Origin of the sequence: Ruminococcus sp. YE71 (genome assembly GCF_900119155.1) — a bacterium.
Classification (GTDB): Bacteria; Bacillota; Clostridia; order Oscillospirales; family Ruminococcaceae; genus YE71.
This window is the reverse complement of sequence record NZ_FPIR01000018.1, coordinates 46,608-70,382: the sequence shown is the minus strand read 5'-3', so window position 1 is coordinate 70,382 and position 23,775 is coordinate 46,608. Positions and strand designations below refer to the sequence as shown.

Here is a 23,775-nt window from a genome sequence, read left to right as displayed (position 1 = left end):
ATAATGAGGAAAGAGATGATTACTGCGGTAGTATGTACACTCATGCTGACCGCCTGCGGTAACTCACCAGAAAGCGGAAACAGCAGCAGCTCCGTCACCACGGATATCCAAACGGATTCCTCGGGGGCGGAAACGGTGAAAATTGAAGAAACTGTATCAGGTGATATAACGGAGCTTGAAAGCGGACTGTCCTATGCTGAGTTTGACGGCGACTACCGGTTTGATAAGTTCTTAGCCGAGGGCGGAGCGGAAAGTGACACAGGTGTTATCGCCTTTTTAGGCAAAAATATGCTTGGAGATATCACAGGCGGCTTGGGCGGCGATAATTTCGGCTGCTCGGCATTTTCTGCAAAGGGTGAAAACGGATATTACTTCGGGCGCAATTTTGATTGGTATAACTGCAATGCGCTTGTAGTAGTCACTCACCCCGAGAACGGCTATTCCTCGATATGCACGACCAACTCAAACTTCATCGGCATTGACGGTCTGCTGTCAAGCAAGTCGCTTGTTACGGCGGCTATATATGCTCCCCTTGACGGAATGAATGAAAAGGGGCTGTGCGTATCGGTCAACATGATCGAGGAAAATGAGGCGGTAGATCAGAATACCGATAAGCCCGATATAACTACGACTACAGCGGTGCGGCTGCTGCTTGACAAGGCTGCAACTGTTGATGAAGCAACAGAGCTTTTAGAGCAGTACGATATGCACGCTTCAAAGGGAATGACGGTGCATTTTGCTGTTGCGGATAACAGCGGAAAATGCGTGGCTGTTGAATATCTGAATGATGAGATGATTGTCACCGAAACACCTGTTGTTACAAATTTCTATTTTGCGCAGGGCGAGAAAAACGGCAAGGGAACGCAGCAATCTCACGAGAGGTACGATATACTGATGCAGACGATCTCCGATACCGAGAGCTTTGACTCGGAAAGTGTAATGAGCGCACTTGAAAGCGTTTCAAAGCACCACTATAATGACGGCGAGACAACGGAATGGAGCGCAGTATTCGATCAGAAGACAGGTGAAGCAGTATACTGCCACAGAGAAAACTATGATAAAAAATACACATTCAGCATATATGGTCAGGAGGAATAGCTATGACATTTGCAGAAGTCGCTTTAAGGCTGACAGCGGCAAAGGCAGCTGCAAGGCTGCCACGAAAAGCGGTGCTCGATATACAGCAAAGGCGGCTTCGCAAAGTGTTGAGATTCGCCTTTGAGCATTCACGGTATTACAGAGCATCATTCAAAGCCGCTCGCATAAATGAGTGTAACATCGACCGGATGCCGATAGAGCGCTTCCCGACTGTCGACAAGCAGGTACTTATCGACCGCTTTGAGGATATAGTGACCGTCAAGGGTATCACACAAGAGAAGATGCGCCGTTTTGACACCGAAAAAAACGCAGGCAAAAATCTCGGCGGTAAATATCACATCGTTCACAGCTCGGGCAGTACGGGAAAGCCTGCCTATTTCCTTTATGATGATAAGGCGTGGGATACAATGCTGATCGGCATTATCCGTGCGGCGCTGTGGAATATGTCAATGCCTGAAATACTGCGTTTCAAGCAGCAGAGACCAAAGATACTCTATATAGCCGCAGCAGACGGCAGGTATGGCGGAGCAATGGCTGTCGGTGACGGGCTTGACGATCTCGGCTTTGAAAAACTGGTGCTTGATGTTCAGATACCGACATATGAGCTTATTAAAAAGCTCTCCAATTTCAAGCCGGATGTCATTATAGGCTATCCCACAGCCATAAATATACTTTCGCAGATAAGCGAATTGAATCTGTCACCCGGAAGGATCATCACCTGCGGAGAACCTCTCGGCAGAGATATGCACAGGTCATTCCGCAGACATTTCAGGTGCGAGGTCATAAACTTCTACGGTGCAAGCGAGTCGATCGCTATCGGAGTGGGCGATGACAAAAGCGGCGGTATCTATCTTTTTGACGATATGAATTACATTGAAGTTGCAGAGGACGGTATCTATCTGACCTGTCTGTATAACTTTGCTCAGCCGCTTATCCGCTATAAGATCGGTGATATTGTAAGCCCCGCACGCTGTGACAAACGCTATCCTTTTTCAAAGCTCGGAAACATCTCAGGCAGATCAGAGGACATAATATGGTTTGCAAACGCTCACGGCAGAAAGGAATTTCTCCACCCGCTCTCCGTTGAGGGGCTTTGCATTGAGGGGCTGATCGACTATCAGTTTGTTGTGACTTCAAGCACTCATTTTGAGATACTCATTCAGACCGCAGGCAATAAAAATGTTACGGAGAAACTGGAATTATATCTCAGACGGATCCTCGCTTCAAACGGACTTGAAAATGTGAACTTTGATATAAAACCGGTAAATACGATAGGTGCAGACAAACAGACAGGCAAGAAACGTCTGATCGTAGACAGGAGGTGAGCTATGGCGGAAATAATTCTGAAAGGCAGAGGCATCAGCAAGAGCTTTGACGGTATCAAAGTTCTTGAAAATATTGATATTGATATTTCTAAGGGCAGCTTTACCATGATAATGGGCTCTTCGGGCGCAGGAAAATCCACGCTTTTATACGCTCTCAGCGGAATGGATAAGTCCAATTCCGGAGAAATAGAATACAAAGGCAAAAGCATTACGGGAATTTTGGAAAAGCAAATGGCTGAATTAAGGTCAGAGGAATTCGGCTTTATCTTTCAGCAGATACACCTTGTAAGCAGCCTGACGCTTTTGGAGAATGTGACCGTTGCAGGCTGTGCCCGAAAAGCGGACACGGCAGATGTAATTAAGCGCGCCGAAAAGCTCTTTGAAAAAATGAATCTGTCGGGTGTCAGAAACAAGCTGCCCTCTGCTGTATCGGGCGGCGAGGGACAGCGTGCGGCTGTGGCAAGGGCTGTTATCAAAAACCCCGGTATAGTTTTTGCTGACGAGCCTACAGGCGCACTCAACCGAAGCAACACCGATAGAGTTCTTGATCTGCTAAGCGGCATACATAACGAGGGGCAGACAGTGCTTATGATCACACACGATATGCACTGCGCTTTGCGTGGTGACAGGATAATTTACCTTGATGACGGGCATATCAAGGGTGAGCTTTCACTGGGCAGTTTTGTTCGCGGAGACATACAAAGGCAGCAGCGATTATCCGACTGGCTTGCTGCTCTGGGGTGGTAGTATGAGGTTCCGCACAGTTTTACTCGGCAATATACGCAAACGCAAAATAACGCATGCGGTCATCATTCTGCTTTGTACTGTGGTGTGCGCCGCTGTGAATACTGCCTTTACAATTCTGCACAATTCACGGGAGTATCTTTCAGCCGAAGCCGAGCGTTTAGGCGGCGGTGATATTATCTACTGGCTGTCGGGAGCGCAGGACTATAACGCCCTTGCTAATGAAGTGACAGGCAGCGGTATGGCAGAGCGTGCCGATATTCAGCAGCTTATCTTTTCGGGCTACAGCATTAACGGCACGCATTCCGACAACGAGGGGCAGATTATATCATATTGGAACAACGAATATGACTACCGCTTTGTAAATGGCAGTATGAATGGCTATACCACGAATATTGCAATAGCTGATAATGAAGTATATGTATCACCTACGCTTGTATCGGGCTATGATGTGAGTATCGGCGATAAGGTCACATTCGAGCTTTCAAGAACGATAGACAAAGCGGATTTTACTGTTGCAGGCTTTTATGAAGACCCAATCATGGGCAGCTCTATGATAGATATGAAGGGCTTTCTGATCTCCGAAACGGCTTATGATGAGCTGACGGAGAGGATAAACAATATCCCGAAGCTGAATCTTCTTGCGAGACAGGGTGCTATGCTCCATGTGTTCTCGGATGATAAAAGCCTGTCCGCAGATGAGCTTGGCAGAACGCTCAGACAGCAGACCGACCTTGGCAAATATACCGAGTTTATGTATACAAAGGAAACGCTTTCGGGCTTTATGCTGCTGCTTGCGAATGTGCTTTCGGGTTTCTTATTCGGCTTTGCGGCGGTGTTGCTTATAATATGTATCATTATCATTACCCACACGATAACGTTCACGATCGGTCAGGAAAAGGGCGATATCGGCATACTAAAGGCAATCGGCTGCACGAGCGGATTTATAAAGCGTGTGTATCTCTGCGAATACGGTTCAGCGGCAATGCTTGGGCTGCTGTTCGGGATAATAATATCAATGCCCGTATCTAAGATAGTTTCCGCAAAAGCTGTGACCTCGCTGGGAATTATTGTGCCTGCTGAAATATCCCTGCCGTTTGCAGCAATATTTACGGCTGTTTGGATAGTCATAATATCAATCATCATAGTTCTGCCCAGCCGCGGACTTGACAGGATAACGCCTGTCAATGCAATACTTGGCAGAGACAACAGCCGTCAGACCATTTCAAAGCATACCCTTGACCTTAAACGTCTGACCCTTTCTCTTGCGGTAAGAGAACTGCTCAGCGGCAAAAAGCATTACATAGCTGTATGTATCATATCAGCATTTCTGACGTTTTTCTGCGGTATCGTGCTTGATATGAACGGTTGGCTCGGCAAAAATGGCGAGGGGCTTATGGACGCATTCTCCGCCGCAGACCACGACATAGGTTTTCAGCCGAAAACGGCTGTTCACATGAGTGCTGTCGAGGATATTATCGGACAGTATGACAGCATTCAGGAGATATACGGTCTTGCTATGCAGAGTGCGGCGATAAACGGCTCCGATTGCACTGCAAATATCATTGACAATGTGGATAAATTCCATATCATATCGGGACACAAACCCTCAAATCCCAATGAGATCGTTATAACAAAGACGATAGCCGAGAGCCTTAGTATCGGCATCGGCGATAACGTGACCGTTGACAGCAAGGGAAACAGCGCTATGTTTCACATAAGCGGCATATATCAGTGTGCCAACGAAATGGGTGCAAATATCGGTATGAGTGAGCAGGGCTATCAGCGCCTTGCGGACACTGACGAGTATATCTGGTGCTACCACTATATCCTGAAAAACGGCGACCGGAATGAAGAGATACTGAAACTCTTGCAGGAGAAGTTCAAGCTGCAAGCTGATATCCACACAAACGCATGGTCGGGGCTTTCGGGTATCGTCAGCACAATGCACCTGCTTACTGTGTTTATGTATGCGGCAGCTGCGGTGTTTATTCTTGCAGCGGTAGGCTTGCAGGGGGGCAAAATGCTTGCCCGTGAGCATAAGGATATGGCGATACTTAAAAGTATCGGCATCACATCAAAAAAGCTGCGGCTGGGCTTTACGCTGAGGATAGGTCTTGTGGCTCTTATCGGCTCTGCCATAGGCGCTGCGGTGTGTATTATTTCGGCAGACACACTTATCTCAAAGATAATGGCAGGCTTTGGTATCGGGCAGTTCATTTCCAAAAACGGCGTGCTTTTTGCGGTACTATCGGCGGTATCAGTCAGCCTGTTGTTCGGGGCATTCGCATACATATTCTCACGCAGGATAAAAACTATCCCTATATCACTTTTGACCTCAAAGGACTGAAAGGAGAAACATTATGAAAAAAGTATTATCAGTAATATCGGCACTTGCTTTGCTTGTTATGAGCGGATGCTCATCAAATGAAAACAGTCAGAATAACGAACAGTCTGGCGGGACAGAAAACAGCGCAGGCTATGAATATCATATCAACGAGAGTGTGCCGGAAGAAGAAAACACTCAGCCGACTGTGACCGCAGACGGTGAAAAGCTGTCTGACATTTATGTGACATTCGGCGGTGGACAGAGATTTGCAATGCACCCCTACAACAATGACACAGCAGCGGAGCTTATCCGAAATATTGGCAGCGACGGAAAGCGTCTGCCGATTTATGACTTCAAAGGCTATGAGGGCGATGATGTGTTCCAGTATTATGACATACCGAGCCGCTTTGAGATACCCTCAGTGCCCGAACATATCACTACCGAAAAATCGGGAGAGGTATATTACAGTGCGCCCAACAGAGTTATGCTGTTTTTCGGCGATGCCGAGATCGAGGGCGACTTTACGAAGGTAGGCTTTATCGATGATTCGGAGGAATACCGAGAGGCTGTCCGCAACAACCCTGTTGTAGAGGGCTGGGGAAATCTGATCGTAGGAGTTAGTTTAAACTGAAAATGAGGTGTAAATATGGAACTATAAATGAGCATTTCAACAATGGATTTGACAAAATGCACAAAAACAATTTAATGAATTAAAGCGAGGGAAGCAGACTTATTCTTTGAAGAAACAGCAATATCATAAAGATAGCAGTTATTTGTAAGACACTCCGGAAATGTGATGTCGGAGAAATAATTATAGGGTATTGCATACGACCGTAGTCTATTGGCGCACCTATAATCAGTTCCGCACAAGTCCATATCATCATTATGGCGCGCGCCACGATGACAGCATACTCTATTGGAACTGTATATCAGACAAAGACCTGAGATTTGCTTACAAGCACTTCTCAGGTCTTTTCTTATCAAGCGGTTAGTTTTCCGCTCCGCAGGCACGGACGGTTCTGAGGGGCTTTTCCGTTCGTCTGAGGGTGCTGTCAAGCAGAGGTCGGCTCTGCTATTCCGTGTTCCGCTTCATAGTCCCTGACACGGCGGTAAAAAGTGTTATGCCGACCGCATGAACAAGTTCACGCTAACCATTCTCCGCATAAAGTCACGCCCCGTGATACTCTTGGACTTCCATTCCCCATAAAGCTGACCGAACCTTATCCAGTCGATTTCAATCGGCTTTCTGCCTGTGTACTTGCCCTGTGCCTTAGCGATCTCGATGCCATCACGCTGCCGCTGTTTGAGTTGCTCACGTTCCAACTGAGAGAGTGCTGCAAACACGGTCAACATGAATTTGCCCGCAGGCGTGTCGGTGTCTTGCCGTGCGAAGCTAAGGCGGTTCTCCTTGTGGCTGAACCAAATTGAAAAATTCAATGATATTATCATATCAAATATAATCAAGGACACTATCTCATCATAAGATAATGTCCTTGAATCATAAATCATATATCGATCTCGTATTTAGTAATAAGATCTGAAAACAACGCAAACTTAAGATTTAGGTTTTCGTTGTCTATCAACCCCATTTCCTCCGGTGTTACAGATCCACATATTTCGTTTATCTTTGATATGTAACTGTCTGCTTCTTTCTGCTGATCGGAGGAAGATAATTTGTTTTCTGTCTCAGATAACAGTTCTTCATATTTTAAAACAGCATTTTTATACTCATTTGCTTTGGAACGCATTGTTTCATCAGGCAAAGGATATCTGCCTGTAAAATCTCCTTCGCACCAATAAGTATCATTGACCTCATCGTAGTTAAGGAAAAATACCCAAATATCACCTTTTTGCATTGGAGAAAGACCACTGAAAGACACAAGTTCTCCTTCATTGGAAATTCCATAACATTGAGATATACTTAATATATCTGAAGGAGTGCCTTTTATAACTTTTTTTACAGATATATTGCAATGTGATACAGCATTAAAAAGAACAGGCTTTTTAAATTCTTCAATATACTGATAACTCGTATCTTGATAGATATCACCTATAAATTCGCCAATGACAACAATGTCAGATGCTTCAAACAATTCATCAATATCATAATAGATGTTTCTGTCTCCCTCGACTTTAACTACCGAACTATATTCTGCCGGTGATTTATCGGGATATGTTGTAGTGTCCATTTTTGAATCAGTTGCCATATCTGATGAAATATTTGGCTCTTGTGCTTCAGTTGAATGTCCGCAGCTCACTAAAGAAAGTATTGCAGCAATAAATATAACGGCTTTTTTCATTATTTAAGCACCCCATTTTGCTTTTAAATTTGATTTATCGTGTTCTGCAATAGTAGCAGAGACCCATGGTGTAGAACTCTTAGGAAGTCCTTGATTCATAATAGTTTTTGGATATCCGCCATTATAAGTATGTCCGGAAGCTCCGGGTGAATATACAGGATGACAGAGTTTCAATGTATGCCCAACCTCATGCATAAATACTTTTTTTGCAACCTGAGTTGGATCGCCGGTACCGCTATAAGCAGAAAAATCTGTATTCATCAGAATACAAACCATATGCCAATTAGAATTTGCGTTAACGATATTACCTAACGAATCCATATAAATCGTTGTCCCCAACGTTCCTCCATACAGCACCTGACCATATACCGAAAAAAATCCGGTAGTAGGCATTCCGGGGGCAGCAATTGCTACACCTATATTTCCGACATTGCTGCTAATTCCAGACCAATTGTATGCAGAATGATACACACTTGATGTTAATAGCGAAGTGATCGCTGTCGATTCAATTCTGAATTTAAGATTTGATTGAGTTATAAAGCCTGTATATACACCAGACCAATAATCTGAATTATGAGCTGTGGTGGATAATGGTAATGCAAACATAAATACTGCAAAAGATATAAATGAACATAACAGTTTTCTTTTCATAACTATAACATCCTTTCATAAAGCATATCTCAAATTATCTACCAGGTATCTTAAGATAATACGTCAATTTATCTAATAATATTATACATCTTATCAGATAAATTGTCAACTTTTTAAAAAATCTGTTAAAATTAGGCGCTTTTAACAATTTATCAGATTTGTTCCGGTTGATTACTCACAAATAATATGAGAGTAGCTACGCACAGGTTGCTAACAACATAGGTCGTGCGTAGCTAAGACGGCGGTCTGCGGTTTTGTCCGGGTTGCAGATATAAGCAATTGCACCGTATGTTCCCGTGTGGATCGTATGGATACGAGTAACTGCCAAACTTCCACTAACCTCTCTTTCATATCGGCAATATCTTCATCGTAGAGCTTGCCGCCTTTATTTACTCTGTGGGCTACCTGATTGAACGAATTTGATATGGAAGATATGTACCGTGCTATCTGCTTGATGTCCTCGGTATCTTCCTCAACATTCATCACGGTCAGTGCAGAATATCTGCAAAAATCGCCCCTGCTTCTGAACGATGTTTCAGCATATCTGCGGTTGATCGCTTCAAGCTCCATGTCATTCACTCGGAATGTGATAAGGTGCTTGCGTACCTCCCTCGGCTCGGTACTGTCGGCTGTGTCCTGCGGTGGTGATTCACCCTCGGTGGTTTCGGGCGGTTCGGTGAAATCTACCTCACCCGTTTCGGTGACTTCGAGCATTGGTATCGGCTCGGCAGCGGTGTCCTCGGCGGTGGTAGCCACTCCTGAACAACCTTCATAGGAACACCGTTGGCGACCATCAGGCTTGCACATGAATGACGAAGATCATGGAAACGGATATGTTTAAGCCCAGCGTTTCGGATCACAATTCTAAAGTGACTTGAAGCGTAGTAAGGCGTAATGAGCTTTCCCGTATTGTCACGGCACACAAATCCATCATAGGTTCTGTCAAAGTCATCACCGAGTAGTTCAGAGTAATACTCCTCCAGTTCCTTGCGTTCTCTCAGCATCTTTTCAATGCGAGGGATCAGCGGCAATGTGCGGACACTCGATTCTGTCTTTAATTCGTTATCAATGTGAAGATACTCACCTATACCGTTTTTGTATGATCCCGTGATCTTCCTGCGGATAGTCATGGTCTTGTTTTCAAAGTCAATGGAATCCCAGTTCAGACCGATGATCTCACCACGGCGCAGACCGTAGAATGCAGCGATATTGATTACAAGTTCAAGACGATCACCCTTAAATACATCAAGGAGCTTTTCAAGCTCGTCTTTGGTATAAAAGGTCGGCTCTCGCTTTTCCTTTCTCGGCAACTGTGCCTTTTCGGTAGGATTGCCGAGCAGAATATCCATCTTAACTGCATACTTGAACGCACTATGCAGATATGCATGGTACGAACGGACTGTGCTGTATTTACGTCCGCTTTCATGCAGGTCATTGTAATACTGCTGAATGTGAAGCCCTGTGACCTCATTGAGTTTAAGACCCGGATACTTCTCGTCAAAGTATTCCCTGATGCGACGTGCGAAGTGTTCATACTCGATCACCGAATTATAAGAGAAAGTGGACTTTGCTGTATTGTACCAGTAGTAAACGTAATCTCCGAACAGCATATTGGCAAGATCTCCCGCATTTGCAGATACCTTGACCTGTGGAATATTTGATGTAGGCTTGTCGGTTTTGGTGACATTGCCATTGAGGTAATTCTCGTAGAACTCTGCAACAATTTCTTCCACCTTGTCATTCAGTGCTTTTTTCGCACACTTCTCAGGCAGACCCGTGGTGACCCACTTACGCTTGCGTTTTCCCTCACCATCTCTGTAATCAAAGACCACATACTGTTTACCGTTCTTCACGGTGATGATATGCTTAAAAGGCAAATTTGCTTTCATGATATTTTCCTCCTTGTGTTGAAAGCGGTAAATGCCCTGTTGACTATTTAATAGTAGCGCAGATTCGCAAACTTTTCAAGGCATTTCTACCACTTTTGTAGACTTGCGGAACGGAATATTATTTAGCCGCCCGAGTCTTGTGCGCTTTGCAGAACGTAATTTATCACGAACACCTTAGCAACGAGGATAGTCCTACTGCACGGTATCCGTGGTATCTTACCGCTATGTATCAGCTGATACGCACGTTTCTTATTGATGTTCAGCATCTTACAAATATCATCAGTACCCACAATATCGGGGTATTCTTTGTAGAGATACTCGTACAATGCAGAATTATCTATCGTGTTCATAAGACCTCACCTCATTCTTTTCGGGTAAGGAGGAAGATAGGATAATAGCGTTGATGTTTCATATTCAGTTTTCAAGATACTGTGCCGACCGTTACGGTCGGCGTACATCTGTCTGTCAGTTATTTCTATGCCCAAACATTGATGTACTGTTGGCAACTTCTACTCCAAGGAGTAGAAGCTCCCGACGGCACATCAGCCGTCTTGTACTTGGAGGTGTACATGAAGCACCGTTGGCAGTACCCGTTCCCGCCGAAGAACGGATACTCCCGACAGCGTTTCCGCTGTCCTTCAAAAAAGAAAGGAATATATTATGACTTACCGCCATTCTGCTCCATGAGAGGAAGAATGCCGTGAGCCTTCAGGAGTTCGTAGATCATCAGCCGTCCCTTCTGTGTCCAACAGGTGTGGAGCTTTGCATTAGGGGTGCCGTTATCATCGGATACGGTGAATGTTTTTGACTTCACATATCCCATGCCTGCATACTTCTGATAGAGAAGCCAAACTTTACCCTGCTTATACTGAATGCCCTGTTCGTGCAGCCATTTGTTCAACCATACTGCGGACTTCCCGTAGTCCTTTGCGATAGTGCTGATAGGCATAAGTCCCTCGGCACTCAGTACATAATCATAATAGGAAGCCTTCGGGAGCATAGCCTTGATCTTCTCAGCCTGTTCGGAGTTTTCTTCAAGAAGCTGGGCGTTCTCGTTTTTGGCGAAGCATCGTACAAGCATCATCTGCTTGACAAGTGGCTTGATGATAACTACGGTACAGGCGGATATGACTGGACCGATGTGGGCGAGGTCACACACGGCTACCGCAGATACTATCGTGACCTGATCGACGGCTGGGACTTTGAGGACGATAACAGCGGTAACTGGACGATCGAGACTGAGGACAACTTTTACAGCTTCACGCTCCTGAACGGCAACTGGCAGATGATCGACCGCAACGGCGATACCGTGGACACTTTTCCTCCGTTCAGTACGCTGAAAGACGAACCCGAGGAAAGCACAGGCGGTCATCAGATCAACGATAACGGCGAGGACAGTCCGAGAGTGATCGGAGAAGTCGCAGGAGGAACGGAAACGACCTCTGAGGGCGGTTCTTCCGCAGAGGGTAACAACAATACTCCCGATAGTCCGTCAGGCATTTCTGAGGGTGATTCCGAGCGTTCTGGAGCCAATCCGCTTGCGATCATCGCAGGAGTGGCAGCTCTCGCAGGAGTTGGCGGTATCGGCTACTATATGACGAAGAAAAGGAAGTGACGGCGATGTTATTCAAGAGCAAACAGACAGTGGACGGCGCTCCCGTGTGGGAAGTCGATACCGACACACAGACGGTACGCCACCGCAATCCCAAGACAGGCGAAACGGAGCGTTATGTGTTCCACACCGACCACATCAGGTACTATCTACACCATATAGAGGATATGCGGCCCGATCTCTTGCAGGAGATCGTGGACAAAGGCGAGATCTACAAGCACCTTGACGAGCTTGACACAAAGGTCACGGACGCTGTGAACCGTCAGACCGAGCTTCTTATGCAGTCGAGCCGTGACTATCAGGCTGCGGTCATGTCAGGGCGGATCGACCAGTCGGGTGCTATCGGAAATCTGCTCCGTATGCAGGCACAGAGAGCAGTGTACGATACAATGATTTATCTATGGAAGGACGATGAATAATGTTTTGTGCGAACTGTTACAAGGAAATTCCGGCGGGCAAGAGCTACTACAAGCATCAGGACACTGATCAGAGCTATTGCTCCCTGGAATGTTTTAACGACCACATGATCTACACCCACACGATCACCCTTGAAACGAGCGAGGGTGCAGGAAGCACCGAGGAACAGGACAATGACGAGTGAGGACTTTATCGAGGACTTGCGGAGAAACGGCGTAAAGTTCATAAAAAATGACGGTTCTCTTACCGAGATACCGCCGGACTTCCTTAAACGGGCAACAGAGCTTTGCAGTCAGCTCAGGTGCAGTTCGATCAGCTATGATATTGTTGATCCGCAGGACAGCGAGCATACAACGCTCAGGGTGCTTGATTGTGGGTATGCGGAATAATAAGAACGGATAGCCGTCTAATGAGGACGGTCTATCCGTGTTTGAAATATTATAAAGACATCCTGAAGATCTCTTCAACATCGGCAGGGGTAAGTGTTGTAAATCCGACCAGCTTGCCCTTTGCGCCGCAGGCTTTCTTTGCCATGAGCGCGAAATTCTTATCGTCAATGCCGAGGTCGCTCAGACGGCTCTGAAGTCCGAGTGTCTCAAAGTAGAATTTCTCAAGAGCTGCGATAGCTGCCTTAGCTCCGTCCATATCGGAAAGAGAAGCATCTACGCCGAGGACATTCACACCGAAACGCTTGATCTTCGGTGCAGTTTTATCGCTGAGGATATAGGTCAGCCATCTCGGAATGATGATAGCAAGTCCGTGACCGTGGGTGATGTTGTAGAAAGCGGAAAGCTCATGCTCGATCATGTGAGCGATAGCATCCTGAGAAACACCGCTGAACAGGAAACCGTTGAGCGCCCAGCTCGATGCCCACATCAGATTTGAACGTGCCTCGTAATCATCGGGCTTTTCGATAGCAACGGGAGCGTACTTGACTACGGTTTTCAGCACCTCCTCCTGCATACGGGTAAGCATATCCATTTCTTCCTGATCGGTGAAATATGCCACATCAAAAACGTGCGCCATAATATCCGCACTTCCGCTTGCGGTTTGGTATGCGTTGACGCTGAATGTATTTGTAGGATCGAGGAAAGATACGTTCGGTCTTAATGTCGGTCCGAAAATAGGCTGCTTTTCGTTCAGTTCAACATTGCTGATAACACCGCCGATGTCCATTTCGGAACCAGTTGCGGAAAGGGTAAGCACCGCTACGATAGGCAGATTGTCGGGAACGAACGCCTTGCCTGTGATGATGTCCCAGCAGTCGTCACCCTCATATTTTGCAGTCGCAGCCATAGCCTTTGTTGCGTCGATCGTCGAGCCGCCGCCGACTGCAAGAAGAACATCAATGCACTCTTTCTTGCAGAGTGCAGCACCCTTGTTGACGGTAGTGTGATGCGGATTCGGCTCAACACCGCCAAGCTCAAACACCGTCATATCAGCCTTTTTCAGCTCTGCGATCACCTTATCGTACAAGCCGATCTTCTTGATAGAACCGCCGCCGTAAACGAGCAGGACTTTCTTGCCGAACTTGGCTATCTCCTCACTCAGATGATGAAGCTGATCCTTGCCGAAATAAACCTTTGTTGTGTTGCTGAAAACAAAATCTTTCATAACCGACCTCCCGATAATAGTGATTTTTTTACGTCTAAGAAATAGTCGTGATTTGGGCTATCTCTACTTCTTATTATACCAAACCGCCCCGAAAAAGTCAATCTCTGCACACTTTTTCACACCCTTTTAATTGCAATATACCGCCATTTGTGCTATAATCAGGATATAGAGCAGATCGGAGGTGAAATGCAATGGATAACGAAAACGAAGAATTAGTAAACCGTGCATTATACAAGCAGATCAAATCAATGAACCGTGCCGAAATGGAGACTTTCGTGAGAAATGTCTTTGCTCAGGGCTATCAGAGAGCCGAGGAGGAAACGCACCCCAATGATTATGACAGCTTACGAGCCGATCTGAGCAAGATCAAAGGTATCGGAGAAAGTCGGCTTAACGAGATAATGACGGTCATTGATAAACATATCGAATGTACAAGCGATAAAGGAGGATAAACCTTGACCGTTGATACCAAAGAGGTAGTAACCACGATCGCCTATATGATCGGTGTCCGAATGTCGGCACTCACCGCAAGCTATGGGGAATGTGCCGAGCTGATAGACAAGCTCAAAGCCGACCGTGATGCTACTGCCATACGATATTTGTGTAAGCTGCGAACCGTGCTGATGCAGAAGTTCAAAAAGACTGATGATCTGATACGGTTTGAGCTTAAAAACCTGCATAACATCGAGTGGTACGACCACGAAAACATCAAACAGCTTGGGGTGTGCAACAGCCCCTTTTTCTTTTCAGATGATTGACTTTTTGATAAATATGCACTATAATGTGATAAAAAGTTTATGCAGATTTTTTTGAGAAATCCATTGACTCTAAACCTAACATCAGGTTTATAATATGCACATAAGGTACCTTACAAAGAAAGAACAAGGAGCGAAAGATCATGAAGATAGGTGATTTTGCAAGGGCTTGCGGGACGAAGATATCTGTGCTTCGGCATTATGACAAAATAGGGCTTCTCAAGCCCGTTTATATCGACCGTTTTACCGAATACCGCTATTATGACAGATCGCAGGCAGTCATATTTGAACGTATTTCTGAGCTGAAAGCGGTGGGCTTTTCGCTATCTGAAATAAGGGATATGCTGTATTACGATGAAAACATCGACCGGTTATTTGCAGATAAAAAAGCTGTACTTGAAAAGCAGCTTCGTGATCTTGAAAGCCTAAAAAACAAGATTAACGGAGGTATTATTATGGAACAGAAATTTACAGCCCTGACAGAAAACACAGACCTGCCTTTTATAAATGACGAGCAGGTCATCGGCAGGTGGCTCGTTCTGGGCGAGCACGGTGACGGAGAGAATTACCCGACTTTATTGCTCGGTGACGGGAGCAGACACCTCTACTTTCTGCCAAATGGCGAATTCTACTGGTGCTTTGGCTGGACAAAGGGAAAGCTTATCTATGATGACGGAGTAAGTCGCTATGTCAATGACTACCGCCTTGAGCAGCGCGGCGACGATATGTATATGATAGTTGATTTCAAATCGCAGGACTACCCCGAAACAGGCGAGACCACGGCGATAGCTTTAAGAAAGCTCGACAGCGTACACTATACAAGAAATCAGATCGCAAGGAAGGACGACATAAACAAGCCCTTTATCCCCGATGAGAAGGTTATTGGCAAGTGGAAAGCGATGTGCTATTTCGACCCGACAGATCTTGCCAAGGAGGATTTCATACCTTATGAAAATCCGCCCAAGGGTGCGTGGAACTATATGATCGACTTTTACTTTAAGGAGATAGAATTCAGCGAGGGCGGTCATATAACTGCGGTCTATGGTGACGAGGTCATAAGCGGTGATGACAAGAGTGTATGGACAAGGGGCTTCTGGCTTCGCAAGTGGAACAGCAATGCCTGCGCATATGAGATAAGATCCTTTGGCGGAAAAGAATATCTCATAATAGAGTGGAAAAGCGGTGACTACCGTTTCGGCGGAAGAGAAAGCAGTTACTATGTTATGGTGAGGGAATAAAAATTATTAAGGCAACACCTCACAACAACTCTCTAAAATCGGTGCAGTAATATTGATTGGTTAGATGTGGAATTTTGTGTTATGGTGAGGAAAAGGGATAACCATATAATTATATCGACAGCGCCGAGAAAACTGCGATCGCCGTCGATTGTGAGAATTCCGATCCGTACAAGCTGTACAGTGTGCTGAAAGGCTTAAATCAAGATGAACTTGCCAAGATCGAGAAAATAACGCTCTATGACGATCCGCACACCACAGCAGGCTGGGACTGGCTCTCCAAATTCACGCAGATACCCACCGAGCATATCGAGATCGACCGTGTGACCGACCGAAAGTCCCTGGTCGATGTGCGAATGACAGCAAGCGTAGTCACGGACTTTTACCGTGACGGCATCACATCATTTATCATTGTGTCGAGTGATTCCGACTTTTGGGGACTCATCGAGAGCCTGCCAAAAGCGAAGTTTCTCGTTATGTACGAATACGAGAAGTGCGGAACGGCGATCAAGAACGCCCTCGCACAGCACGGTATCTACTACTGTGCCATAGATGATTTCTGCACCGCAGGAACGGAAGACATGAAGCGAGCCGTCCTGTTTGCGGAGCTTGAAAAGCATTTGCCCTCGCTTGTCGGTGAGAACCCTCTGGACCTTACCCACAAGATTTACGAAGCCACAAGAGTGACCGCTACCATGAAGGAAATGGAGAATTTCTGCAATCGGTATGTCAAGACCTTGCGGCTCAAGGTGAACTCCGAGGGGAAGTTTGAGATCGAGATACAAAGATAACAGAAGCGATCAGCCTTGCGAGGTTGACCGCTTTACGTCACAGGACAGCAAACTCATCTGTCATCCCGTGTCTGTTGTAATACTGATTCCGCAGGCAAGATCACTGTGCGCCGATGTTAATATCGGAGAGTGCCCAGCCTTCGACAACACGCACACCGATAGGTTCGGGGTTCATCTTGAACTTGACGAACTCCATGGTGTTCTGAAGGATCTCCTCACCCGTGTCGAGATTCTTGATCTTGACCGTGTAGCGGATCGCACACCAATCGTCCTTGATTATCATGTTCTCAAATGCACCGAGTTGCCTGAATATGAAGCTGTCATGGATATGTATGGTGTTGGTAAAATACTCGGCTCACAGCTTATCGCTGAAATAGGCGACATAAGAAAGCTGCACAGTGGGAAAGCACTTGTTGCTATGGCGGGGATAGATCCGCCTCCTCATCAATCAGGAACCGTCGATACAAGGTCAAGAAGCATATCTAAACGAGGCTCTCCGGCTCTGAGGAAGACTCTGTTTCAGGTGATAGGAGTATATCTTCAAAGGCAACCAAAAGACGAACCGGTATATCAATTCCTTGAAAAGAAACGTACTGAGGGAAAGCCATACAAGGTCTATATGATAGCCGCTGCACACAAATTTCTTCGCATTTACTACGCAAGGATCAAGGAAGTTATGCCCAAACAATAGCATCTATTCATAGATTCCGAACCAGAGGTAATTGCAGGCACGGCAAAGCCGCTTGACCTTGACAGGTTATCATAAAAATGCTGCAATAGCTGCCCCGACGGTGACTGACTACATCTATTCATGAGTTCAGGTCGTGCGACAGCTAAGACAACCGTCGGCACGACACACAGAGCATTTTTATGATGTTCTGTCAAGGCTGCCGGACGGTTTCAATTGAATTTTATTTTTCAGACTGCTTCGGCGGTCTTGTTGTCGTACCTATTTTTTCTATTGTGAAAGTTTTGTGAAACATTTGGTTTTCCTATTGACTTTTTATTGCAGGTCTGGGTTCAAAGTTGCTTATTCAATTCCTTGCTTCTTGCTCCTGCTCTTTGTCTGATCCTTCGGAGTTCTCGGCTTCTTAGCGAGCCTTGCGGCATCACGCTTCATCTTAGCCCGTTCAAAGTAGCAAGTCTTTTCGCGCTTCGGAGCGTTCTTCTTTGCTTCGATCGCTGCCTGATTCAGCTCATCGGTCAGGACTTTCAACCTTTCTTCTTTGCTGTCAAGCTCCTCCTGCTGCGGGAACGGCTCTGCTACGATCTTTTTTGCTTCTTCATGGTCAAGCCTGAGCTTTGCAAGATCAGCCTGAGTACGCTCTATTCTGCCGTCAATGTTGTAGAGGGCAGCTTCAAGGCGGTTCAGGTTATGGGCAAAACTCTCGATTAGCTTCGTAGTATGTGAAGCGGCACCTTTCAGACAAGCCGACATACCACCGCCCATCATATTGCTGTTGACTGTAACTGTCAGATCAAAGCCCTGGAACGAGCCGACCTTAACAGGCGTATCGGCGTACTTTATAGCCAATACCGCATCTTCAAGAGCCTTTGCTGCTTCTTTCCTGTCGGTATATTCTGTCTCACCAATGGTGATCTTAAATACGGGCAGTTTTCTCTCTGGATCAATCGGGAGCTTGCGGAGTGCTTCACGGTCAGTATGCAGATCGTTGAGGATAGCGGTCAATCTCTGTTCCTGTTCGGGGAAACGAGCAACCCTGTCCTCCATCTCAAACACCGTGTTTCTATGTTCCGCAGCGAGAACCCTCAGTTCCCTTACATCGTTTTCAAGCATGAGCTTTTCCTTGATACGCTCATCTCCCGTACAGAGAGCCTTGATCTCAGAGTATGTAAGAGCCTGCTGGTCCACATCTTCACATTTTCTTGCCGGAGTTTTGCTCGTCATGATCTGAGAGATAAACTTCTGCTTATGGGACGGAAACAAAAGTCCGCTTCCCACGCTTATATCTACAAGGTGTTCAAAGGTAAGGATCGTTTATATCATCATTATAATCTGTTTTGCTATTTATGTCAAGAATAGCAAGCTATTCGGAATAGGTATTTTACATTTCTGCGAAACTGTGCTATACTAATGATAGCAAATCACACGGAGGCGAGAACAAGACAAACGCAGCCGACAAAACAGCGGTCATGACCGAAAATCTCAGGGATATGGGCTTGGACGATGAAAGAATTGCGAAATGCCTGAACATGATCGAAAGCGGACATTACCAGGCACTTGACCGTTTTCTGAAAAGCCATCGACAAACGCTCCTTGACAGTGTTCACAAGTATAATGACCGTATCGACTGCCTTGACTATAAAGGATAACCCTTATTCAGAAAACAAACAGTTGCTTGTAATCGAGGGGGCTTCACATACCGACCTCTATGACGGTGGTGTGAATCACGCTATCCCGTTTGACAATCTTGAAGCGTTTTATAACGACTATCTGAAATAATCACACATGGAGGACACAGCAATGACAACGGAAGAATTTCTCGAATACATGAACAGCGGCAAACAGGTCACGGCGGAGTGCGGTGTTCATCAAACAATGCACAAGTTAAGTCAAGATGCGATCCGTATCACAATGGAGATCAACAGCCGCTACCACACACCTGATGAAATAAATGTGCTGATGAGCGAGCTTGTCGGTGCGCCTGTGGAGGTCGGGCTGTTTCCTCCGTTTTATACCGACTGCGGAAAGAATATCCATCTCGGCAAGGGCGTGTTCATCAATGCAGGCTGTAAGTTTCAGGATCAGGGCGGTATCTGGATAGGCGATGGTGCGCTGATCGGTCACAACACTGTGCTTGCAACACTCAATCACGGACTTCTCCCGGAAGAACGCCACGACCTGATACCAAAGCCCATTCACATCGGCAAAAATGTCTGGATAGGCTCAAATTCCACTATCCTTTCAGGTGTCACAATTGGCGATAATGCGGTCATCGGTGCGGGTTCGGTGGTGACGAAGGATATTCCCGAAAATATGATAGCCGTTGGCAGTCCTGCGAGGGTGGTGAGGAGTATTTATGATATGCCAAAGTCTGCTGATGTACTTTGAACAGAAAATGTGACCATAAATTATATATGAGAGGTTAGGATATTATGAGTAAAAGAATACTTGTGATCTCGTCAAGTCTGCGAAAAAACGCCAACTCTGAGCAGCTTGCTTTATCATTTGCAGAAGGAGCAAGGGCGGCAGGACACGATGCAGAGGTTATCTCCCTGCGGGATAAGGAAATCAAATTCTGCATCGGCTGCTTTGTCTGTCAAAAGACGAAGCGCTGCTTTATGCATGATGATGCAGATACTATCCGTGAGAAAATGCTTCATGCCGATGTTCTGGTATTTGCTACACCGATCTACTACTACGAAATGAGCGGTGCGCTGAAAACAATGCTTGACAGAGCAAATCCGCTGTTTCCTTCGGATTATCAGTTTCGTGAGGTCTATGCACTTGCAGCAGCAGCGGAAGATGAGGAATATGTTCCGCAAAAGGCATTTTCCGGCATTGAGGGCTGGGTAGACTGCTTTGAAAAAGCAAGATTAGCTGGCACTCTGTTCTGCGGCGGTGTGACAGATATGGGCGATATCAAGGGAGATCCCGTATTGCAAAAAGCGTTTGATATGGGCAGAAAAATATAATTTATACGGAGGTATGTATCATGTTAGGAAATTTCAGCTATCACAACCCGACCAGGCTCTATTTTGGTGAGGAGTCCCTCGGCTTTCTCAAAGACGAGATGAAAAAGTACGGAGAGAATATCCTGCTTGTTTACGGCGGAGGTTCTATCAAAAAAAGCGGACTGTATGACGAGATCACAGCCATTCTTAAAGAATGCGGCAAGAATGTTGCCGAGGTCTCGGGCGTTATGCCGAACCCAACAGTTGACAAGCTCAGAGAGGGCGTGAAGATCGCCCGTGAGAATAAGACAGATTTTATCCTTGCTGTCGGCGGCGGCTCTGTTTGTGACTACTCAAAGGCGGTTTCGGTCTCTGTTCACTGCGATGATGACCCGTGGGAGAAATATTATATCCGCTTTGAAGAGCCTGACTGCGAGATCGTTCCTGTAGGCTGCGTGCTGACAATGGCAGGAACAGGCTCGGAGATGAACGGCGGTTCGGTCATTACAAATCACGAGCAGCATTTGAAGATCGGTCATGTGTTTGGTGACGACGTTATGCCGAGGTTCTCTATCCTCAATCCGAGATACACCATGACCCTGCCGAAATATCAGATGGTCGCAGGTATTTATGACATCATGAACCATATATGCGAGCAGTATTTTTCGGGCGAGGACGACAACACCTCCGACTATATCAGCGAGGGTCTGATGAGAGGTCTTATCCACGCAAGCCGTATTGCCGTGAAAGATACGCAGGATTACGAAGCACGCTCCAACATCATGTGGACGGCAACGTGGGCACTCAACACGCTTGTTTCACGGGGCAAGTCTACCGACTGGATGGTGCATATGCTCGGTCAGTCTGTAGGTGCGTATACCGATGCGACACACGGAATGACACTTGCGGCGGTATCACTGCCGTACTACAGATATATCATGCCTTACGGTCTGAAAAAGTTTGCGAGATTTGCAACAGAGGTCTGGGGCATTTCTCCCGATGGTAAAACTGACGAACAGCTTGCCGAGGCTGGTCTTGCAGCAATGGAAAACTGGATGAAAGAGCTTGGTCTTGTGATGAAGATCTCCGAGCTGGGCGTTACGGACGATATGATCGAGGGTATCGCAGACGGCACGATCATTCTGGACGGCGGCTACAAGGTGCTTGACCGTGACGAGGTCGTCAAGGTTCTGAAAGCAAGTATGTAATATCAAACGCCATACCGCAGCTATACGGTATGGCGTTTATTTATGCTTTCAGATTTCGGGTAAATTCCAGCAGATATTTCTCCGCCGCTCTCGAAAAGACTGCGTTGCGCTTCCAGACAAAGGAACTGCTTGCTTCTATCGCAGGAGAAAAGGGCTTGAAGCACATATTGCTGTCACCCGTCACGTTGATAAGGCGGTCTATACAAATGCAATATCCCATTCCCTCGCTTGCCATAACGGAGCCGTTGTACAGAAGATTGTACTGCGCCGTGATCTGAACGTTCTCCTCATCAATGCCCAGCATATCGAGAAACATGGAGTTGTGATTGGGCTGTCTCGGAATGATAAGCGGCTGACCTTTGAGGTCGGAAAGAGTTACGTTTTCCTTTTTTGCAAGCGGAGAATCCTTGCGCATCAGCACACCGAAGGTGTCTTTCAGCGGCAGTGGGACAGTGTTGTATTTTGAAGTATCCACATTCTGGAACACGATTCCGAAATCAAGCAGACCCCTATCCAGCTTTTCAAGCACATCGCTTGCATCAGCACTGTAAATGCTGTACTGTATATCGGGATAATAGGCATTCAGTTTTTTTGCTGTATCGGCTATCAGCTTGACAGCATATGTCTCCCCTGCGCCTATGTACACCATACCCGAAACTTGCTCTCCGCTTTTGCGGACTTCCTGCTCGGTCTTGTCCAGAAGTTCCTTGATCTCCTCGGCTCTTGCACGGAGTATTAAGCCTTCCTCGGTGAGTGTAACACCCTTGCTGCTTCGGATCAGAAGCTGTGTGCCAAGCTCGTCCTCAAGCTCCTTGATCTGGCGTGACAGAGTGGGCTGTGACAGGTAAAGCCGCTCGGCTGCAACCGAAAAGCTCTGTTCTCTTGCCACTGCGAGAAAATATTTCAGTACACGAATATCCATTATCCGACCTCCATTCTATATTGATTATACCACGAATCAATATAACTGTCAAGCATATTGCTGTATTTAATATAGGTATTTGTAATTTGACCAATTCTGTGATACAATATAAAAAACGAACCGGGAGGCGATCGGATGAAAATGTCAAAACCGATACTGATAACTATAACAGCCGCTGCTGCGATAATCATATCAGTGATAGTCTTTGTTGTTTCAAGACAGGAAAAGGTGTCGGACAGGAGTATGACTCTTATGGTGAATGGAAGGAGCTTTACAGTCGTTCTTTACGATAACAAAACAGCAGATGAGCTGTATTCACGTCTGCCGTTGGAGCTTGATATGAATGAACTCAACGGTAATGAGAAGTATTACAATTTTACCGACAGCTTTACTGCAAGCAGCAAGGTTGCAGGGCATATCAGCAAGGGTGATATAAAGCTGTACGGTGATGACTGCCTTGTGTTGTTCTATGACAGCTTTTCAAGCGGATATTCATACACCGACATAGGATATATTGAGAATACCACCGGGCTTGAAGAAGTGCTTGGAAATGGGAATGTGACCGTGAGGTTCTCTGCCGATGCAGACAGTCATAATGTTACTCCCGTGCCAAACACGTCAGAAAATGAAACGGTTTCCGAAACAACTTCTGCAATCACCACCAAACAGACAAGGACGGAAGCCACTGCCGCTGCAATAACTACAACTACAAGCACTACATCTGCCACAACTACGTCAGCAGCACCTACAACCATAACTACTACAACTACAACAAGTACTACCACCACAACAGCCACCAAAGAGCAGACTACGACCTCCGATCAACCGCCTGTGACTGAGCCGCCTGCTCAAAGCGAAGAAGTCACAACAACCGAGATCATTCCGGAGGAGGAATTTTCATTGAAAATGGAAATAGCAGGAATACCGGTCACTGTTGACTGGGAGGATAATGCTTCTGTCAAAGCGCTGAAAGACCTTTGCCAAAACGGTGGACTGACTATCCAAATGTCAATGTACGGCGGTTTTGAGCAGGTAGGCTCTATCGGAACAAGTCTGCCGAGGGAAGATGTGCAGACCACAACAAGCTCGGGAGACATCGTGCTGTATTCGGGAGATCAGATCGTGGTATTCTACGGTTCTAATTCATGGAGCTACACAAGGCTCGGACACATCACAGACAGCTCCGGACGTTCTATGGAAGAGCTGCTTGGCAGCGAAGATGTATCATTAACGATCAGTTTGGAATAAA

General features: G+C 46.2%; 28 protein-coding genes and 2 pseudogenes. 19 read left to right on the top strand and 11 right to left on the bottom strand.

Annotated elements, in window-relative coordinates; all coding sequences use genetic code 11:
• Positions 1–3 precede the first annotated feature (3 nt).
• The 5 genes from BT142_RS14945 to BT142_RS14925 all read left to right on the top strand — a co-directional run bounded on the left by BT142_RS14945 (position 4) and on the right by BT142_RS14925 (position 6,127).
• Positions 4–1,098: a C45 family autoproteolytic acyltransferase/hydrolase gene (locus BT142_RS14945; protein ID WP_072418987.1), complete on the top strand. Its 1,095-nt coding sequence runs from the start codon at positions 4–6 to the stop codon at positions 1,096–1,098.
• 2 nt (positions 1,099–1,100) lie between these two features.
• Complete coding sequence (locus BT142_RS14940) at positions 1,101–2,423, top strand: phenylacetate--CoA ligase family protein (protein WP_072418986.1); 1,323 nt, start codon at positions 1,101–1,103, stop codon at positions 2,421–2,423.
• Between the two features lie 3 nt (positions 2,424–2,426).
• A complete protein-coding gene (locus BT142_RS14935; RefSeq protein WP_072418985.1) occupies positions 2,427–3,170 on the top strand; it encodes an ABC transporter ATP-binding protein in 744 nt (247 codons plus the stop codon).
• Between the two features lie 94 nt (positions 3,171–3,264).
• Positions 3,265–5,517, top strand: a complete 2,253-nt coding sequence (locus BT142_RS14930; RefSeq protein WP_175444973.1) for an ABC transporter permease — start codon at positions 3,265–3,267, stop codon at positions 5,515–5,517.
• A 13-nt stretch (positions 5,518–5,530) separates the two neighbouring features.
• A complete protein-coding gene (locus BT142_RS14925; protein ID WP_072418983.1) occupies positions 5,531–6,127 on the top strand; it encodes a cyclophilin-like fold protein in 597 nt (198 codons plus the stop codon).
• 421 nt (positions 6,128–6,548) lie between these two features.
• On the opposite strand, the pseudogene BT142_RS14920 reads toward BT142_RS14925, so the two are convergent.
• The 7 genes and pseudogenes from BT142_RS14920 to BT142_RS19715 form a co-directional block, all read right to left on the bottom strand.
• A pseudogene (locus BT142_RS14920) lies at positions 6,549–6,876 on the bottom strand (recombinase family protein); the annotation flags it as partial.
• 125 nt (positions 6,877–7,001) lie between these two features.
• On the bottom strand, positions 7,002–7,796 hold the full coding sequence (locus BT142_RS14915; protein WP_072418982.1) for a hypothetical protein: 795 nt from the start codon (positions 7,794–7,796) through the stop codon (positions 7,002–7,004).
• 3 nt (positions 7,797–7,799) lie between these two features.
• Complete coding sequence (locus BT142_RS18815) at positions 7,800–8,447, bottom strand: hypothetical protein (RefSeq protein WP_139182257.1); 648 nt, start codon at positions 8,445–8,447, stop codon at positions 7,800–7,802.
• Positions 8,448–8,657: 210 nt separating this feature from the next.
• Positions 8,658–9,203, bottom strand: a complete 546-nt coding sequence (locus tag BT142_RS14910) for a MobC family plasmid mobilization relaxosome protein (protein WP_242872003.1) — start codon at positions 9,201–9,203, stop codon at positions 8,658–8,660.
• Positions 9,131–10,336, bottom strand: coding sequence for a tyrosine-type recombinase/integrase (locus tag BT142_RS14905; protein WP_072418981.1), 1,206 nt, complete (start codon positions 10,334–10,336; stop codon positions 9,131–9,133). Before BT142_RS14905 ends, BT142_RS14910 begins: the two co-directional genes overlap by 73 nt.
• A 122-nt stretch (positions 10,337–10,458) precedes the next feature.
• A complete protein-coding gene (locus tag BT142_RS14900) occupies positions 10,459–10,686 on the bottom strand; it encodes a helix-turn-helix domain-containing protein (RefSeq protein WP_072418980.1) in 228 nt (75 codons plus the stop codon).
• Positions 10,687–10,994: 308 nt separating this feature from the next.
• Entirely contained in the window at positions 10,995–11,420 is a 426-nt protein-coding gene (locus BT142_RS19715; protein WP_242872002.1) for a phage antirepressor KilAC domain-containing protein, read from the bottom strand.
• 57 nt (positions 11,421–11,477) lie between these two features.
• Here BT142_RS19715 and BT142_RS19710 point away from each other — a divergent pair, with 57 nt between their 5' ends.
• The 4 genes from BT142_RS19710 to BT142_RS14875 are packed head-to-tail and all read left to right on the top strand — an operon-like array spanning position 11,478 to position 12,754.
• The gene (locus BT142_RS19710; protein ID WP_072418978.1) at positions 11,478–11,951 is read left to right on the top strand and encodes a hypothetical protein; all 474 of its coding nucleotides are present in this window, start codon (positions 11,478–11,480) and stop codon (positions 11,949–11,951) included.
• Positions 11,952–11,956: 5 nt separating this feature from the next.
• Entirely contained in the window at positions 11,957–12,367 is a 411-nt protein-coding gene (locus tag BT142_RS14885) for a hypothetical protein (protein WP_072418977.1), read from the top strand.
• Positions 12,367–12,549, top strand: a complete 183-nt coding sequence (locus BT142_RS14880; RefSeq protein ID WP_072418976.1) for a hypothetical protein — start codon at positions 12,367–12,369, stop codon at positions 12,547–12,549. Before BT142_RS14885 ends, BT142_RS14880 begins: the two co-directional genes overlap by 1 nt.
• Positions 12,539–12,754, top strand: a complete 216-nt coding sequence (locus tag BT142_RS14875) for a hypothetical protein (protein ID WP_072418975.1) — start codon at positions 12,539–12,541, stop codon at positions 12,752–12,754. Before BT142_RS14880 ends, BT142_RS14875 begins: the two co-directional genes overlap by 11 nt.
• 49 nt (positions 12,755–12,803) lie before the next feature.
• On the opposite strand, the gene BT142_RS14870 is transcribed toward BT142_RS14875, so the two are convergent.
• Positions 12,804–13,979: an iron-containing alcohol dehydrogenase gene (locus BT142_RS14870; protein WP_072418974.1), complete on the bottom strand. Its 1,176-nt coding sequence runs from the start codon at positions 13,977–13,979 to the stop codon at positions 12,804–12,806.
• A 191-nt stretch (positions 13,980–14,170) separates the two neighbouring features.
• Between BT142_RS14870 and BT142_RS14865 the strand changes: the two genes are divergently transcribed.
• The 4 genes from BT142_RS14865 (at position 14,171) to BT142_RS14850 (ending at position 16,760) form a co-directional block, all read left to right on the top strand.
• Positions 14,171–14,431, top strand: a complete 261-nt coding sequence (locus BT142_RS14865) for a hypothetical protein (protein WP_072418973.1) — start codon at positions 14,171–14,173, stop codon at positions 14,429–14,431.
• A 3-nt stretch (positions 14,432–14,434) separates the two neighbouring features.
• Entirely contained in the window at positions 14,435–14,737 is a 303-nt protein-coding gene (locus tag BT142_RS14860; protein ID WP_072418972.1) for a hypothetical protein, read from the top strand.
• A gap of 140 nt (positions 14,738–14,877) precedes the next feature.
• Positions 14,878–15,972: a MerR family transcriptional regulator gene (locus BT142_RS14855; RefSeq protein WP_072418971.1), complete on the top strand. Its 1,095-nt coding sequence runs from the start codon at positions 14,878–14,880 to the stop codon at positions 15,970–15,972.
• Between the two features lie 113 nt (positions 15,973–16,085).
• A complete protein-coding gene (locus tag BT142_RS14850) occupies positions 16,086–16,760 on the top strand; it encodes an NYN domain-containing protein (RefSeq protein ID WP_347497747.1) in 675 nt (224 codons plus the stop codon).
• Between the two features lie 100 nt (positions 16,761–16,860).
• On the opposite strand, the gene BT142_RS14845 is transcribed toward BT142_RS14850, so the two are convergent.
• Positions 16,861–17,043 carry a hypothetical protein gene (locus BT142_RS14845; protein ID WP_072418969.1) on the bottom strand — a complete coding sequence of 61 codons (183 nt, stop codon included), beginning with the start codon at positions 17,041–17,043 and terminating at the stop codon, positions 16,861–16,863.
• Between the two features lie 18 nt (positions 17,044–17,061).
• On the opposite strand from BT142_RS14845, the pseudogene BT142_RS14840 reads away from it, so the two are divergent.
• A pseudogene (locus BT142_RS14840) lies at positions 17,062–17,451 on the top strand (transposase); the annotation flags it as partial.
• Between the two features lie 339 nt (positions 17,452–17,790).
• On the opposite strand, the gene BT142_RS14835 reads toward BT142_RS14840, so the two are convergent.
• Positions 17,791–18,669: a hypothetical protein gene (locus BT142_RS14835; protein ID WP_139182256.1), complete on the bottom strand. Its 879-nt coding sequence runs from the start codon at positions 18,667–18,669 to the stop codon at positions 17,791–17,793.
• Between the two features lie 245 nt (positions 18,670–18,914).
• On the opposite strand from BT142_RS14835, the gene BT142_RS14830 reads away from it, so the two are divergent.
• The 4 genes from BT142_RS14830 to BT142_RS14815 all read left to right on the top strand — a co-directional run bounded on the left by BT142_RS14830 (position 18,915) and on the right by BT142_RS14815 (position 21,604).
• Complete coding sequence (locus BT142_RS14830; RefSeq protein ID WP_072418967.1) at positions 18,915–19,094, top strand: hypothetical protein; 180 nt, start codon at positions 18,915–18,917, stop codon at positions 19,092–19,094.
• Positions 19,095–19,245: 151 nt separating this feature from the next.
• Positions 19,246–19,833 carry a DapH/DapD/GlmU-related protein gene (locus tag BT142_RS14825; protein ID WP_072418966.1) on the top strand — a complete coding sequence of 196 codons (588 nt, stop codon included), beginning with the start codon at positions 19,246–19,248 and terminating at the stop codon, positions 19,831–19,833.
• A gap of 44 nt (positions 19,834–19,877) precedes the next feature.
• Complete coding sequence (locus tag BT142_RS14820; RefSeq protein WP_072418965.1) at positions 19,878–20,417, top strand: flavodoxin family protein; 540 nt, start codon at positions 19,878–19,880, stop codon at positions 20,415–20,417.
• Positions 20,418–20,437: 20 nt separating this feature from the next.
• Entirely contained in the window at positions 20,438–21,604 is a 1,167-nt protein-coding gene (locus BT142_RS14815; RefSeq protein ID WP_072418964.1) for an iron-containing alcohol dehydrogenase, read from the top strand.
• A 40-nt stretch (positions 21,605–21,644) separates the two neighbouring features.
• On the opposite strand, the gene BT142_RS14810 is transcribed toward BT142_RS14815, so the two are convergent.
• Positions 21,645–22,526, bottom strand: coding sequence for a LysR family transcriptional regulator (locus tag BT142_RS14810; protein ID WP_072418963.1), 882 nt, complete (start codon positions 22,524–22,526; stop codon positions 21,645–21,647).
• A gap of 135 nt (positions 22,527–22,661) precedes the next feature.
• On the opposite strand from BT142_RS14810, the gene BT142_RS19225 reads away from it, so the two are divergent.
• A complete protein-coding gene (locus BT142_RS19225) occupies positions 22,662–23,774 on the top strand; it encodes a cyclophilin-like fold protein (protein ID WP_072418962.1) in 1,113 nt (370 codons plus the stop codon).
• Position 23,775 lies beyond the last annotated feature (1 nt).

Coding starts and splice junctions, on each gene's coding strand:
- BT142_RS14945 (WP_072418987.1), top strand. CDS start 4: ATGAGGAAAGAGATGATTACTGCGGTAGTATGTACACTCATGCTGACC.
- BT142_RS14940 (WP_072418986.1), top strand. CDS start 1,101: ATGACATTTGCAGAAGTCGCTTTAAGGCTGACAGCGGCAAAGGCAGCT.
- BT142_RS14935 (WP_072418985.1), top strand. CDS start 2,427: ATGGCGGAAATAATTCTGAAAGGCAGAGGCATCAGCAAGAGCTTTGAC.
- BT142_RS14925 (WP_072418983.1), top strand. CDS start 5,531: ATGAAAAAAGTATTATCAGTAATATCGGCACTTGCTTTGCTTGTTATG.
- BT142_RS14915 (WP_072418982.1), bottom strand. CDS start 7,796: ATGAAAAAAGCCGTTATATTTATTGCTGCAATACTTTCTTTAGTGAGC.
- BT142_RS18815 (WP_139182257.1), bottom strand. CDS start 8,447: ATGAAAAGAAAACTGTTATGTTCATTTATATCTTTTGCAGTATTTATG.
- BT142_RS14905 (WP_072418981.1), bottom strand. CDS start 10,336: ATGAAAGCAAATTTGCCTTTTAAGCATATCATCACCGTGAAGAACGGT.
- BT142_RS14900 (WP_072418980.1), bottom strand. CDS start 10,686: ATGAACACGATAGATAATTCTGCATTGTACGAGTATCTCTACAAAGAA.
- BT142_RS19715 (WP_242872002.1), bottom strand. CDS start 11,420: ATGATGCTTGTACGATGCTTCGCCAAAAACGAGAACGCCCAGCTTCTT.
- BT142_RS14885 (WP_072418977.1), top strand. CDS start 11,957: ATGTTATTCAAGAGCAAACAGACAGTGGACGGCGCTCCCGTGTGGGAA.
- BT142_RS14880 (WP_072418976.1), top strand. CDS start 12,367: ATGTTTTGTGCGAACTGTTACAAGGAAATTCCGGCGGGCAAGAGCTAC.
- BT142_RS14875 (WP_072418975.1), top strand. CDS start 12,539: ATGACGAGTGAGGACTTTATCGAGGACTTGCGGAGAAACGGCGTAAAG.
- BT142_RS14870 (WP_072418974.1), bottom strand. CDS start 13,979: ATGAAAGATTTTGTTTTCAGCAACACAACAAAGGTTTATTTCGGCAAG.
- BT142_RS14865 (WP_072418973.1), top strand. CDS start 14,171: ATGGATAACGAAAACGAAGAATTAGTAAACCGTGCATTATACAAGCAG.
- BT142_RS14855 (WP_072418971.1), top strand. CDS start 14,878: ATGAAGATAGGTGATTTTGCAAGGGCTTGCGGGACGAAGATATCTGTG.
- BT142_RS14845 (WP_072418969.1), bottom strand. CDS start 17,043: ATGATAATCAAGGACGATTGGTGTGCGATCCGCTACACGGTCAAGATC.
- BT142_RS14835 (WP_139182256.1), bottom strand. CDS start 18,669: ATGACGAGCAAAACTCCGGCAAGAAAATGTGAAGATGTGGACCAGCAG.
- BT142_RS14830 (WP_072418967.1), top strand. CDS start 18,915: ATGACCGAAAATCTCAGGGATATGGGCTTGGACGATGAAAGAATTGCG.
- BT142_RS14825 (WP_072418966.1), top strand. CDS start 19,246: ATGACAACGGAAGAATTTCTCGAATACATGAACAGCGGCAAACAGGTC.
- BT142_RS14820 (WP_072418965.1), top strand. CDS start 19,878: ATGAGTAAAAGAATACTTGTGATCTCGTCAAGTCTGCGAAAAAACGCC.
- BT142_RS14815 (WP_072418964.1), top strand. CDS start 20,438: ATGTTAGGAAATTTCAGCTATCACAACCCGACCAGGCTCTATTTTGGT.
- BT142_RS14810 (WP_072418963.1), bottom strand. CDS start 22,526: ATGGATATTCGTGTACTGAAATATTTTCTCGCAGTGGCAAGAGAACAG.
- BT142_RS19225 (WP_072418962.1), top strand. CDS start 22,662: ATGAAAATGTCAAAACCGATACTGATAACTATAACAGCCGCTGCTGCG.